Origin of the sequence: Streptacidiphilus sp. BW17, assembly GCF_041262485.1 — a bacterium.
In the GTDB taxonomy this organism is placed as follows: Bacteria; Actinomycetota; Actinomycetes; order Streptomycetales; family Streptomycetaceae; genus Streptacidiphilus.
In genome coordinates this window covers 15,495-28,694 of sequence record NZ_JBGCCR010000054.1, presented here as the reverse complement: position 1 = coordinate 28,694, position 13,200 = coordinate 15,495, and the positions used below count along the sequence as shown (strand labels likewise).

The window sequence follows — 13,200 nt, the reverse complement described above, 5'->3', positions numbered from 1 at the left end:
CCGATTCGCCCGCGCGTCCAACTCCGCATAGCTGACCGCCGAACCATCCGCCACCACCGCAACCGCCCCCGGCGTCGCCGCCACCTGCGCCGCGAACCGCCCCGGCACCGACACCACCTCACCCGACACCACGGTGTCGTTCCAGGTCTCCAACACCAGCCGGCGCTCAGCCTGGTCGAGCAGGTCGACGGTGCCGACGGAGGCGGTGACCGGAGCGCTGCCGAGCCAGTCCAGCACGGCCAGGAACCGGCGACTCACCGACGACGCCGCTTCGGCGTCGTAGTGCTCGCGGTTCATCTCGATGAGGGTCTGCACACCACCCTCGGCCGTGTCACTGAACACGTCGATCTTCAGGCCTTCGGCAGGCCCGCTGGAGAGGGCGGTCCGGGTGATCGCGCAGTCGCCGAACCCGATCCGGCGGTCGGCCACCATGACGTCGACGATCATGTCGTACAGCGGGGTACCGCCGACCCGCTTCAGGTCCCTGACCAGGTCCGGGTACTGGTAGCGCTGGTGACGCAGACCGCTGTGGACCGCTCGCTGCGCCTGCCGCGCGAGCTCCTCGACGGACATGCCCGGACGGACCCTGAGCCTGATCGGCATGATGTTCGCGGTCATGCCGGGGATGCCCACCTCACGCATGCTCGTGCGGCCACTGGCCGACACTCCGAGCACGACGTCCCGCGCCCCGGTGGACCGGTGCTGGTAGACAGCCGACGCGGCGATCACCAAGCCGGCGAAGCTGACCCGGAGCCGCTTCGCGGCAGCCCGCAGCCGACCGGTCGCGTCGGCTCCGAGATCCTGCCGGTGGATCACCGGTCGACCGGGCAGCCGCCGCCCCTGCGGCCCCTCGGGCGCCGTCTCCTCCGCCTGGTCCGAGAACGTCTCCAGCCAGAACTGCCGGTCCCGGTCACGCTCCTGCGACTCCCGGTAGACCCGGTCGGTCTCGATCAGCTCCGACACCGACCGCAAAGCACCCTCGGCCGGATCCCCGCCCGCCCGGAGCACCCCGTACACCTGGGACAGCCGCTCGGCGAAGTGCGACAGGCCGTTGCCGTCGAGAACCAGGTGGTGGGCACGTTGGTACCACAGGAACCGATCCGGCCCGAGCGTGAAGAACGCATGCCCCGACAGCGCCCCACCCACCAGCTCCACCGGCGTGTCCAGATCGGCCTGGATCCATTCCTGCGCCACCGCACGCGGATCAGCCTCCCCCCGCAGATCCGCCACGTTAACCGGAACCTCCCCGGCCTCGCCCAGGAACTGTCGCGGCGTCCCGCCCTCCACACACAGGCGCAGCCGGATAGCTTCCGCCTCCTGCACCGTGCGGCGCAGCGCACGCACGAAGAGATCCACGTCGAGTGCGCCGTGGATCTCCATGTACTCACCGATGTTGTACGCCGGACTGTCAGGCGCGAGCTGCTGCGCGTACCAGACCCCCAGCTGGCCGGACATCAGATCCCACGGGCCCTGCTCGGACACACTCATCCCCGTATCCCTCAATCGATCGACGCACTCTGGAAGAACAAAGGCAGGACGAAGCCCCGCGGGCCTTGAAGGCCCGGAACGCCTCTCAGGCCGACGGCAGTTCGGCCACCAGGCCGGCCAGGTGAACGGTCAGAGCCGCGACCGTGTCGATGTCCCACACCAGGGTGGGCTCCACGGTCACACCCAGCTTGTCCTCGATGTCCCCGCACAACGCGAAGGCGTACACCGACTCCAAGCCGTACTCGGCGAGCGAGACCTCCGGGTCGATCTCCCCCACCGGCGTCTCCAGGTAGTAGGCCAGTCGCTCCATCAACCACCGCTCGATGTCCTCGCCCGACACCCGCACACCCACTTCCCGATCAGTCATCGAAGTCCCTCTCTCATCCCGAAACACGACGTGCGGACAGGTCGAGGAGCCGCCGGTCCTGGAAGCGCTCGACAGCGATGTCGAACAGCGCCTGCTCGGCACTCGCGCGCTCGTCCGGGGTGAGCACCGGAGCGCCGCCGAGGCGTCCGGAGAGCCGGTCGAGGATCCCGAGGAGCGCCGCCTCCTGCTGACGGTCATCGCCGCGCCAGACCGCGAGCGCGGCGGCGGCGGCGAGCAGCACCGTGTACCGGCCGGCCACCGCGTAAGCCTCCGGAGAGGCCCCGATCGTGAGGTCCGAGGGCGCCAGTGCGGCGCACTGGTCGCGCAGCGCGAGCACCTCGTCCCTGAAGCGCACCGCGAACCGACCGACCGGGCTCCCGGCCGACTCGCGCTCGGCGGTCTCGGCCAGCACGCCGATCAGCCCGTCACCGGACGGCATGCCGACGGCGAGCCGGTCGAAGTCCAGCGGCGGCAGATCCGCATCGAGGTCGAACAGCTGCCGAGCGGCGGCCTGGTCGGCCAGCCAGGACTTCCGTGCCAGCCGGGGCAGTTGCGGCAGGATCAGCACCAGACAGGCGGAGAGCGAGATGTGGGAGAAGGCGGCCGGGGCGGCGTCCCTGAGGAGCTTCTGGAACATCGCGTAGGAGCCCTCGCGGAGGTAGCCCTGGGCGCCCATGACCGCGCGCAGATCCTCGAAGGCCTCCATCAGGATCCGTGATGTCAGGTACTTCACCGCCGGCGCGTAGAGCGTGGCCTCCGGGGCCAGGTGCAGCGCCCGGAGTCCGACACCGCAGAAGGCATCGATGGCCAGCAGGTCGGCGAAGACTCGTGCGAGGACTGCGCGCACATAGGGCAGGTCGGCGGCGAAGCCACCGTAGAGGCGCCGCTCGTGCACGCACTCCAGCGCCAGACGCAGCGCGGTGTCCAACGACCCGAGGACGCTGGCCGGGAGCACCGCTCGGCTGAGCTGAAAAGCGCGCAGGGCGTTCTCGATGCCCTGGCCGGGCCGGCCGAGCATCGCGGTGCCGGGGACCGGGCAGTCGGTGAACCGCAGTCCACCGAGTTGCACTCCGTTCAGGCCGGAGGTGGGGAACCGCGGCAGATCCAGCACGCGGTCGGCCGGCAACTCGGCCCGGGTGAGGAAGAACTGGCTGTGGCTGCGGCTGCCCGCGACCTCGCTGGTCCGTGCGAAGAGCACCATGGCCTCGGCACGGCGCAGATTGGCGACGGTCTCCTTGCGCCCGGTCAGTCGCCAGCCGCCGTCACTCGGAACGGCGGCGCACTCGGCGTGCGCGAAGTCGTTGCCGTGGTCGAGTTCGTGGAAGACGACCGCGATCCGGCCACCCCCCAGCAGGATCTCGGCTGCCTTCGTGCGCTGCTCGTGCGTGCCGGCGGACCAGATGTTGACCGATCCGAGGAGCGAGCTGAAGCCGTAGCCGAGGCCGAGGCAGGGGTCGTGTCGCCAGACCGCCCGCTGCACCTCGGCGAGCCGGTCGGCCCGCACCAGCCGGCCACCGTACGCGGCGGGCACGAACTCGGCGTTCATGCCGTAGGCGTCCAGCAGGCGTTCGCCCTCGGCGAGCATCTCGTGCCGCTCATCGGCGGCGAGGATGGCGGCATGGCCGACCGGGTTGTCCGCATCCCGTAGGTCGCCGAACAGTGCGTCCAGCTTCTCAGCGCTCACGTGAGTCCTCCCCCTGCTGGAGCGTTCGCGGCGCCGGGGCCCCGAACGGGGTGATGGGCGCACCGGTGGTCGCGGCGTCGACGACGAGGCGGGCCAGCGCGCCGTCGAGCCGGTCGTCGCCGGGCCCGGCAGCCGGCACCGGCACCCGCAGGAACACGGCGAGCCTGGCCAGCAGGGCGCGCAGCGCCGCCCGCACCCAGAGGCCGTCCTGCCACAGCGGCTCCGCCGCGTGCTCGCGCTCACCCGCGGCCCACACGTGGAGGCAGGCCGCGCCCGCGTAGCAGAGCTCGTAGGCCGCGGCCAGCTCGTAGGCGGCCATGGCGGGACGGGCGGCGGGCGCCACCTCGGCCATCCGCCCGTGAAGGTACTCGGCCATGGCGCCCAGTGCGACGGCCTGGTCGACGAGCCCGGTGGGGGTTGGCCGGCTGCCGATCGACTCGACGAGTGCGGGCAGTGCCTGCACGACGGAGCAGCCCTGCCGGGACAGCATGGTCAGTGCGCCACGGTCGACAGGTCGGACCGGGCTGCCGACCGAGACGGCTTCGGCCAGTCCGCCCGCGTCGGCGGTGCCGGTGGCGAAGCCGCGGACCAGCCTGGGGAACTGCTGCACCAGGGCGGCACGGTTCACCGGGGTACTGCCGTCGAACACCGCCACGACCTGGTGGTCGCGCCACACCTTCTGGAACGCGCCGTGCTCGTAGACGTCGGAGAGGAAGGAACGTGCGCCGAGCAGTTCGGCGAGCTCCCCGAGCGTGGCGTCGACCAGGGTGGGCGCGAGTGCCTTGGCGACCGCCGAGGTCACGCTCATCTCGGCGGTGAGGCTGTGGATCGAACGGCCGGCAACCAATGAGGTCGCCTCCGCGGCCGTCAGCAGCGCGGCGCTGCGGGCCAGGACCGAGGCGGGGAAGGGCCGTTCGGCCAGCGGGCGGTTCTGGATGACGCGCGCCGCGGTGAACCGGGCGGCGAGTCGCAGCGCGTGCTCACCGGCGCCGAGGGAGAGTGCGGTGCACATCGTCCGGGTGAGCTGGAGCGCGAGCAGTACCGTCTCCAGGCCGCTTCCCTCCGGGCCGACCAGTGCGTCGGCCGGCAGCAGCGCGCCGTCGAACTCGATGCCGGAGATGTCGATCCCGCGGATGCCGTGCGTCCGCACCTTCGGCAGGGACCGCCAAGTCCCGGGCTGTAGCGCCGACTTGTCGACCAGGAAGAGGCTCTGGCCACGCCCGGAGCCTTCCTGGCCGGTGCGCGCGAGCAGAGTGACATGGCTCGAGCGGGTGGCATTGTTGATCGGCCACTTCACGCCGTCGACGCGGTAGCCGTCAGGCTCCGCCGTGGCGGTGACGGATCCGCTCAACAGGTCGGCGCCGTGCCCCGGCTCGGACAGCGCCCAGGCCACCGGGGCCCCGGACAGCACCGCGTCGGCGATGACCCGGGCCTGCTCCGGGTTTCCGGCGATCCACACCGGGGCCGCGCCCAGGTACGTCTTGGCGTGGGCCGTCACCGCACTGATGTCACGGCGAGCGGCGGTGCGCCAGAGCCGGATCAGTTCCTCGTGGTCGGACGACGTGCCGCCCCACTCGGTCGGCACGTAGCGGGCCGGCAGGCCGAACGCGTCGAGGCGGGAGCAGAGGTCCGCGGGAAACTGCTCGTTCTCATCGAGTTCCACGGACCGGCGGGCCGTCTCGTCGAGCATGCCCAGGGCTTCGTCAAGGGCCGCCTCGATCCCGGCGCCCGCGCGCGTGGCGGTCACGTGAGGTCTCCCGCCGCCAGGCACCGCGACTCGGGGTCCGGTCCGCGCGGCGGGGTGGGCCGCACCGCCGGGTGGCGCGCGATCCGCGCGTGGTGGGCAGCTCCCAGGCTCTGGTAGCCGCCGAGATCGAAATCCATGCTGTTCCCCTAGGCTGATGCTCCGCCAGTCACTGTTGTTCCGGGGTGCGGGCGCCCCGTTCCGACTCCTACCTCAGTCGAGATGCGGCCGCCTCACGTCGCCATCCAGGCCGGACTGCTTCCTCTCCATCGCCGCGATCAGGCTCCTCGGGCGCATGTCCGACCAGACGTTCCGCTGTGGCCCAGGCAATTGTGGCGAGGAACCTCACCAAGAACGGTCTGCCAACCGGCATGCACGCGAAGCGCACATCATCGGCATCGGTTGCGTCGACATTGGGATCACGGAGGGGCCGCCGATCACTATGCCCCAACCGTCGTCGCTCGGTAAGTGGCAGAGTGCACGCTGACCCTGAACGCCCAGACGGTACAAGGGCGCTGGAATGCAAGGGTGCGGTACCGGACGAGTGCGCCGGGGTGTCCAACTGCCGCACACCATCCGTTGAACATCCGGTCGCCGGCGAGCGGGACCGCATCGCTCGAGCCGATGCCAAGCCATCACTCTTGAACAACCCTGCTTTGACAGCCCGTTGCTATCGGGTCCGTGGGTGACTACCCGAACCGGCGGTGCTCTTCGAAGCTCAGGGCTCGACCATCCGGCATGACCGAGTACCGCACGGCGATCGACGAACTCATCGTGCGAATTGAGGAGTTAACTACTCGGCGGGCCCAGCTGACCGCTCGCCTCAAAACAGCCGCCTACCGCTGCAGTTGCGCGGCACCACCCGCCGCCGATCCGCTCCCACTCGTCCCCGGCTGCCCTGCCGGTCTGTGCCGGGCCCGCGTTCGACCGCCACGACGGGCCCGGCACTACTCGGTCAGCCGGCCGCCGCCCGGTCCACCGCGCGCACCCGCTCGTCCAGTTGTTGCGCGAACTCCAGCCAGGTCTCGGCGCACTGCCGGGCAAGGTCCACCACCAGGGCGCCGCAGTGCGTGGGCACGACCTCGGTGAGCTCGGACCATTCCTTGATCCCCATCGCGTTCTGCTGCAGCAGGCGCAGCAGTTGGCGGCCTTCCTCCTTGTGGCGCAGCGACGGGTCGCGCACTAGTTTCTCCAGCACCATGGCCGGGTCGGACCGCATCACCCGCATATCCTGGGCCACGGTCGCGCGGGTCCGCTGGGCCGGGACCACCACGCCCATGGCGCCATCGCCAGCCCGCTCGGTGGCCGGCGCCTCCCCCGCCGCCAGCCGGCGCCGGACATCGCTGACCGTCGCCGGCGAGATCCCGGCCAGCCTGGCGACCTCGCGCAGCGAGGCCTCCGGGCGCTCGGCCAGCAGCTCGGCGGCCCGACGGCGCCGTTCCAGGCTGTTCATCGGACGGACCCGGCCGTCCCGACCGAGCCTCACCTGCGACTGCGGTCCATCCGCGGTCTCAGCCACCCGGCGGCGAATCGCCGCCACCGTCTTGGCTCCCAGCCCGGCGGTCCGCGCGATCGCCCGGTCGGACAGGTACGGGTGCGAGGTCACGATCCGCTTGGCTGCGGCCCGCCGGTCGGCCAGGGAGAGTGGCAGACCATGGGCGACATTCGCCTCGACCGCCTTCAGGAAGGCATCCGCACTTGTGCCGTCGAAGAACTCGACCTCGATGGCCAGTTGGCCCTTGGAAACCGCGGCCAGCAGCCGGTGGGTCCCGTCGATCACGCGCATGGTGTGCCGCTCGACCAGGATCGGCGGAAGCGGGCCGTCCACCTCCACCAACCTGGCGATGTGCTCCTCGTCCCGGCCGCCCGTGCGCGGTGACTCTCCCAACTGCAACACGGCAGCAGGCACCACAACGGTCGCTCTCAGATCTCCAACCGTCCGACTCAAGTGTTCCCCCGGTTATTGTCGGCTCCGGGCTGGGCCCAGGCGCGTGCCGATACTCCACAGAGGCGTCGGCGAGGTGCCTACCAGGTCCCGAAGGCTCGATCGCTCCGCGAATCACCGCCAAGGTTCGAAGCCGACCCTCAAGGACACGTCCCAGCCAAATTCAATGCCACGATCATGACTTCCGCTCCATGAACTGTCGAGGGGTCAACCAGGCGGCCGTGTGAAGATTTTGCAAACAGCAATGTCTGATGGATCGTCAATTGACTTGGATCACTTACCGGTTGACCAGCACTTTTCCTTCACCCAGCCCGTGGCCCGCTCCCGTGACACCAGTCTCCGCGCCGGTGCGGGCAATGGACCCGCCCATGGCATCTGAACAGCGCGACTACACCCTGGATGGGGCACGAACACCAAACTTGCGTAATATCGGTAGCGTTATCCGATCGAGTGTCAACTTCAAGGGTTCCGCCCGTACCCTGCGGCACCCTTGGCGAGTTCGCCCTCCAGCTCAGTGAGCTCCGCCTCACTCAGCAGCGCTGTCGAGACGGCCCCCTTCGAGGACAGCACCTCGGATCCACCCGGCAGCCACGAACTACTCCCCTCCCCCGGGCGAACCCCTTGGCCGTCGGCCCTTCGTAACTGCTCCCGGAATGCCCACAGAAGGCGGGTGCCCGCCAATTCCCGAGCGCGTCCGACCCACCGGAGCACCGGAGGTGTTCCTGCCAAGTACCCCGAGGCACCGGGAAGTTCTTTTGATTTCTGATTGTGTGGTGCAGCATGAGAGGGTTCGGGACCATGGCGTCACCGCGCCCTCGCCGTTCGAGCCGGCCCCATCGAGGCTGCTCTCGGTGTCCACCGCGGGCGCCGCTTGCCTTCCCGGCCGACTCGTACGTTCAACTGCGGCGCCGCCTCTGCTGAACATCGCCGACTGGCCGCAACGGCCTTCGCCCCCGATCCCGCGGTCCACGCGATCACCCCGGCTTTCCTGCTGGCCACCGCACTCACCATGATCGGCCTGCCTGTCAGGGTGACGCTCCGTCAGGGCATTGCCACGGCAGTACTCGACGCCGGACTCCCCACGACCGGCGACCAACAGTTCCTGAACGGCCGTGCCAACAGCCTGGTTTGATGACCAGCGCGACGCGGTGCCAAGGTAGGTGCAGCGGAGCCGTATCGGCGGGCCTCCTCCACCTCGATCCCCTCTCGCTCAGGAGTCCCGACGCCATGCCCCAGGTGAGCACCAACGGCATCCGCCTCTCGTACCAGCGCTCGGGCAAGGGCGAACCCGTCCTGTTCATCATGGGTTCGGGGGCCGCGGGCCACGTCTGGACGGTGCACCAGACTCCGGCCGTCATCGGAGCCGGCTACGAGGCCGTCGTCTTCGACAACCGGGGCATCGGCGGCTCGGACGCGCCGGCCGGCAAGTACTCGCTGGCCGACATGGTGGCCGACACCCGGGGGCTGATCGAGGCGTTGGAGCTCGGCCCGTGCCGCATCGTCGGGTACTCGATGGGCGCCATGATCGCCCAGGAGCTGGCCATCGAGGCACCGCAGCTGGTGCGCTCGGCGATCCTGATGGCGACCACGGCCCGGGCCGACGCGATGCGCCGGGCGATGCAGGAGAGCGAGCAGCTGATGCGGGAGAGCGGCATCCGGCTGCCACCCAGGTACGAGGCGGTCCGCACCGTCCTGGAGATGCTCTCCCCCGCCTCGCTGAACGACGACGCCACCATCTGCTCCTGGCTGGAGATCCTCGAACTGACCGGCAGCGGCAGCAACACCGCCGACGGCCAGGCCTGGGTCTCCCTCAGCGGCGACCGGCGCGAGGCGCTGCGCGCCGTCACGGCGCCGTGCCGGGCGATAGCCTTCGCCGACGATCTGATCTGCCCACCCCACCTGGTCTCGGAGGTGGCGGACGCCATCCCCTGCTGCGACTTCGTGGAGATACCCGACGCCGGGCACCTGGGGCATCTGGAGCGGCCGGAGACGGTCAACGCCGCGATCACCGAGTTCTTCGACAAGTACTGACGGACACCCCTGACGACACGGAGGCCGCCCATGAGCCTGCTGGCCCACCTGGCTGCCGGCCCGGGCGCCGAAGCCGGGCATCGGATCGCCGAACACCTCGCTGAGATCCGGTAGTTGACGGCAGCCCGCAACGCCTTCCTGGTGCGCGGCCTGCCACTGGCCGACCGACCGGGCAGCGGCGGTGACGGCGGTCCGCGCGGCCAACTGCGAGGGCATGGCCGAGTGCGACGGCTTCGCCCCGCGCGACTGCCACGCACCCCGCGTGTACTCGTCCTCACCGCGTGGCAGGAGGCCTTCGGCACCAGCGACCGGGCCGAGTTGGAGCGCCTGGGAGCGGAATTCGGTGAGGGGTTCGCTTGGGGCCTGCGGTCAACCGCGGACTGCTACCAGCGCCACTCCTGCTGCTTGAACAGGTGGCCGGCCGGGATGTCGTGCTCCTTGCACCAGCCGAGGAACTCCTCGATCTGCTTGATCTGGTAGGTGTCCGGGGTATAGGTGGTCGCCATCACGTGGCCCAACCAGTCCTCCTCGCCCATCGCATAGACGTAGGCCTCCTTGGCGCCCAGCTCGACCATGATCGCGGCGGCCTGCTCGGCGTTGGAGCCGGACAGTTTGCGGGAGTTGCTCATCTTCTTGGTGACCGGGATGGTCAGCAGCGCCTGGTAGAGCCAGGTGAGCGGGGCGCCGTCGCACTCCATCCCGAGGAAGGCGTAGTCGGCGGTTCCCAGGTGGCCCTTGACGTAGCGGTAGAGCTTCGGGTCGATGCCGGAGGAGTCGGCACCGATGAACACCTTCTTGCCCGCCAGCTCGGCCCAGTAGGTCGACTTGGCGCGGATGTCCAGGTCGCAGTGCTCGCCCAGGAACGGGGTGGCGGTGATCTTTCCCCCCGGGAACCCGACCTCGTCGAAGTCGTCGACCTCCACCACGTCGAAGCCCTGGTGCTTGAGCATCAGCGCGATCGACGGGTCCGCCAGGTTGCCGCGGGAGTAGCGCGGGCAGACGATCTTGCCGACCCGGCCGCGCAGCTGCAGCAGGGTCTCCATGACGATGTGGTCCTGGTGGCCGTGGGTGATCAGCACCAGGTCGATGTAGTCCGGCAGGTCGTCCAGGGTGTAGCGGTCGTCGGCGTCGCTGTCCGCGCTGATGAACGGGTCGGTGACGATGGCGGCTTCGGGGGTCTGCAGCACTAGGCAGGCGTGGCCGAAGTAGCGGATCCGGCCACCGGACTCGATGTGGCGGTCCTCGTTCAGGGCCAGGGTCTCGCTCAGCATGGTGCGCAGGACGGCCGCCTGCTCGTCGTTCAGCTCCAGGGCCCCACGCAGGTGAGCCAGGGTGGTCGGCTTGACACGGGCCTTGAACAGCTCCGTCAGACCGGGGTGCCGGAACGGGATGTCCAGCTCCAGCACGTCTTCGGAGGGCAGCCGCGGGGTGCTCAGGATGAACGGGCGCTCGATGCCGGTCTCGAAGGAGAGCTGTACCGACTGGCGCGACTCCTGGTAGTACGGACTGTGGTAGAGCACCGGCTCGATGAAGCGCAGCTGCGCCTGGTTGTCGGTGTCGTAGGCCAGCTCGACCAGACCACCCAGCTCGTCCGGCAGCTTCGGGTAGAGCGGGGTCAGGTCGAAGCCGGTGGCGTTGGCCCGCAGCAGCTCCTGGCCGGCGGCGATCGCCTCGGCGAACTTCAGCATGTCGGCCCGGTCTCGCTTGATCGCGGCGAGCAGCTCGCGCACCTCGCCGACGCGCTCCTCCGGGATGTTGATGAAGTAACCGCCGCGCAGCTCCGGGTTGTTGCTCGCCGCGACATGCACCTGCGGGGACTGCAGGTACGACTCGAGCAGCGGGACATGCAGGAACGCCAGGTTCATCGCCGCCTGCACCGGCGCCATGGTGTGCGGCTGGGCGACAAACCTGTCCACCAGCGGCTCGATAATGACCTTGGACCGCAGAAACAACTGCTCATCAGTCATCTGCACACCTTTTCAGGAAGAACGACACCATCAACAGGGCAGTCGACGATTCGTCGTACCCGTCCACCCGGACGCGGCACCGAATCGCGGAGTCAGTAAACGCCAGAGAACAACAAAGCCTCAAACCAGGGCATCGGGGAGGAAGCGCTCACCTCGCCGCACGCATGAGCGACGTCAGCAGCATGGCTCGGCAGGCACCGTCGATCAACACTTGTGCCTTGCACAGGACCGGTCCGTTGCAGACTCAGCGCGGGACCGTGCTCGATCACGAAGTTCAACTGCGGCAGTGTGACAGGTGAGCAGCCTCCGTCGGAGGCCGCCTCGAAGGTGATCGCACCACTGCATCCAGTTCGGCAGTGGATGGTGAATTGTGGCCGGAATGATTCCGCCCGACCAGGGATATTCCTCCCGACGCTGACGGGATCAACACGCCTCAACGACCGGGGACAGCGCCCGACAGCGGCACTCAAGTGCACCAGTGCGGCACTTGAACAGGCCGCTCGGACGCCCCTGAGCAGGTGACCCGGCCAGCCTTGACGCTGTGTGAAACAGCATGCCACCGTGAAATCAACCCTGAGACCCCTGCGAGGCATCGCGTGCAGAGCAAGCCGACTGAGCCACCACCGCTTATCAACCTGGTTGCCCCGGAACTCTGTTCACATGGCGGCCCTTCTGTGCGGTGGCGGTGGCTGCGCGCCAACAACCCGGCCCACTGGCGCGAGCCGGCCGAGCTACCCGCCTTCTGGTCGCTGACCAGGTACGAGGACTCGCGGACCGCCTGCCGCGACCACGAGACCTTCAGCTCCACGCACGGAATCCTGCTGCGGCTCGCCGATCACGGAGCCGACCCCGGGGGCCCCGAGTCCCTACCGGTCCGCCTGACGCCGTGTGGCGCGTAACCCGATGTCCACGACAGAGTCCACCTCATCATCCGGGGACCGCCGCGACCGGCCGACCTCGGTACTGGCCGGCCTCGGCACCTGCCTGCCCAACACCGAGATCGACAACGCCGCGCTGGTGGCCCAGCTGGACACCACCGACGAGTGGATCCGCAGCCGCACCGGCATCGCCGCCCGTCGCCGGGCGGCCCCTGGGGTGTCCATGCGCGACCTGGCCTGCGAGGCCGGCGCCAACGCGCTGAGCTCGGCGGGCCTGCGAGCGGTCGGCGGCGTGGTGCTGGCCACCACGACACCCGACCGCCCGTGCCCAGCCGCAGCGCCCGAGGTCGCCCACCGCCTCGGCCTGGGCCAGGTTCCGGCATTCGACGTCTCCGCCGTGTGCAGCGGGTTCGTCTACGCCACCGCGGTGGCCAACGGCCTGATCACCAGCGGCGTCGTCGACAGCGTCCTGATCGTGGCGTCCGAAATCTACTCCCGGATCGTCGACCCGACGGACCGCGGCACAGCCGTGATCTTCGGCGACGGCGCGGGCGCGGTGGTGCTGCGCCGCGGTACCACCGCGGACCAGGGCGCGCTGTTGGCGTTCGACCTCGGCGGTGACGGCTCGGGCCACCACCTCATCCAGGTGCCCAGCGAGCTCGAACAACCGGACGGCCCGCGCTGGTTCGGCATGGCCGGCCGCAAGGTCTACCTGCGGGCGGTCGAGCAGATGGCGCTGTCGGCCTCGCGGGTGCTGAAGGACTGCGGATGGAGCCCCGAGATGGTCGACACCCTGGTGCCGCACCAGGCGAACGGCCGCATCATTCAGGCGGTGGCCGAGCGACTCGGCGTGCCGTCGCAGAGCGCGGTCTGCGAGATCGCCCGCACCGGCAACACCTCGGCCGCTTCCATCCCACTGGCGCTGACCGCTGCGCTAGCCACCGGTCGGCTGACGCCAGGCGCCCGCACCGTGCTCACCGCCTTCGGTGGTGGCTTGAGTTGGGGTTCGGCCGCCCTCACCTGGCCGCGTCTCCAGGCCGTGAACTCGGAGTTCTGAGCCGACTCGCTGCCAGATCACACCGCTCGAAAGGGAAAC

At 69.6% G+C, this 13,200-nt stretch carries 11 protein-coding genes; 4 read left to right on the top strand and 7 right to left on the bottom strand.

The window, feature by feature from the left end; all coding sequences use genetic code 11:
- From ABH940_RS35550 to ABH940_RS35525, 6 genes are all read right to left on the bottom strand, one after another.
- On the bottom strand, positions 1-1,488 hold a 1,488-nt coding region (locus ABH940_RS35550), incomplete at its 3' end, for a condensation domain-containing protein (RefSeq protein WP_370107161.1).
- Between the two features lie 85 nt (positions 1,489-1,573).
- On the bottom strand, positions 1,574-1,855 hold the full coding sequence (locus tag ABH940_RS35545; RefSeq protein ID WP_370072847.1) for an acyl carrier protein: 282 nt from the start codon (positions 1,853-1,855) through the stop codon (positions 1,574-1,576).
- A gap of 13 nt (positions 1,856-1,868) precedes the next feature.
- Positions 1,869-3,539, bottom strand: a complete 1,671-nt coding sequence (locus tag ABH940_RS35540) for an acyl-CoA dehydrogenase (protein WP_370107160.1) — start codon at positions 3,537-3,539, stop codon at positions 1,869-1,871.
- Entirely contained in the window at positions 3,529-5,286 is a 1,758-nt protein-coding gene (locus ABH940_RS35535) for an acyl-CoA dehydrogenase family protein (protein WP_370072849.1), read from the bottom strand. Before ABH940_RS35535 ends, ABH940_RS35540 begins: the two co-directional genes overlap by 11 nt.
- Positions 5,283-5,423 (bottom strand): hypothetical protein, encoded by a 141-nt coding sequence (locus ABH940_RS35530; protein WP_370072850.1) that lies wholly within the window; start codon positions 5,421-5,423, stop codon positions 5,283-5,285. The genes ABH940_RS35535 and ABH940_RS35530 overlap by 4 nt, the downstream gene beginning before the upstream one ends.
- An 815-nt stretch (positions 5,424-6,238) precedes the next feature.
- Entirely contained in the window at positions 6,239-7,180 is a 942-nt protein-coding gene (locus tag ABH940_RS35525; protein ID WP_370072851.1) for a helix-turn-helix domain-containing protein, read from the bottom strand.
- A gap of 919 nt (positions 7,181-8,099) precedes the next feature.
- Here ABH940_RS35525 and ABH940_RS35520 point away from each other — a divergent pair.
- A complete protein-coding gene (locus tag ABH940_RS35520; protein ID WP_370107159.1) occupies positions 8,100-8,360 on the top strand; it encodes a hypothetical protein in 261 nt (86 codons plus the stop codon).
- A gap of 95 nt (positions 8,361-8,455) precedes the next feature.
- On the top strand, positions 8,456-9,259 hold the full coding sequence (locus ABH940_RS35515) for an alpha/beta fold hydrolase (RefSeq protein WP_370072852.1): 804 nt from the start codon (positions 8,456-8,458) through the stop codon (positions 9,257-9,259).
- Positions 9,260-9,642: 383 nt separating this feature from the next.
- Here ABH940_RS35515 and ABH940_RS35510 read toward each other — a convergent pair whose 3' ends face one another.
- Positions 9,643-11,226 carry an MBL fold metallo-hydrolase gene (locus ABH940_RS35510; RefSeq protein ID WP_370107158.1) on the bottom strand — a complete coding sequence of 528 codons (1,584 nt, stop codon included), beginning with the start codon at positions 11,224-11,226 and terminating at the stop codon, positions 9,643-9,645.
- 674 nt (positions 11,227-11,900) lie between these two features.
- On the opposite strand from ABH940_RS35510, the gene ABH940_RS35505 reads away from it, so the two are divergent.
- Both ABH940_RS35505 and ABH940_RS35500 read left to right on the top strand, forming a co-directional pair.
- Entirely contained in the window at positions 11,901-12,125 is a 225-nt protein-coding gene (locus ABH940_RS35505; RefSeq protein WP_370072854.1) for a hypothetical protein, read from the top strand.
- A gap of 4 nt (positions 12,126-12,129) precedes the next feature.
- Entirely contained in the window at positions 12,130-13,161 is a 1,032-nt protein-coding gene (locus ABH940_RS35500) for a beta-ketoacyl-ACP synthase III (protein ID WP_370072855.1), read from the top strand.
- The last annotated feature ends 39 nt before the right edge of the window (positions 13,162-13,200 follow it).

What these genes read in the sequence shown, in the direction of transcription:
- ABH940_RS35510 (WP_370107158.1), bottom strand. Translation starts at nt 11,226, where the DNA reads ATGACTGATGAGCAGTTGTTTCTGCGGTCCAAGGTCATTATCGAGCCG.
- ABH940_RS35530 (WP_370072850.1), bottom strand. Translation starts at nt 5,423, where the DNA reads ATGGATTTCGATCTCGGCGGCTACCAGAGCCTGGGAGCTGCCCACCAC.
- ABH940_RS35500 (WP_370072855.1), top strand. Translation starts at nt 12,130, where the DNA reads ATGTCCACGACAGAGTCCACCTCATCATCCGGGGACCGCCGCGACCGG.
- ABH940_RS35515 (WP_370072852.1), top strand. Translation starts at nt 8,456, where the DNA reads ATGCCCCAGGTGAGCACCAACGGCATCCGCCTCTCGTACCAGCGCTCG.
- ABH940_RS35545 (WP_370072847.1), bottom strand. Translation starts at nt 1,855, where the DNA reads ATGACTGATCGGGAAGTGGGTGTGCGGGTGTCGGGCGAGGACATCGAG.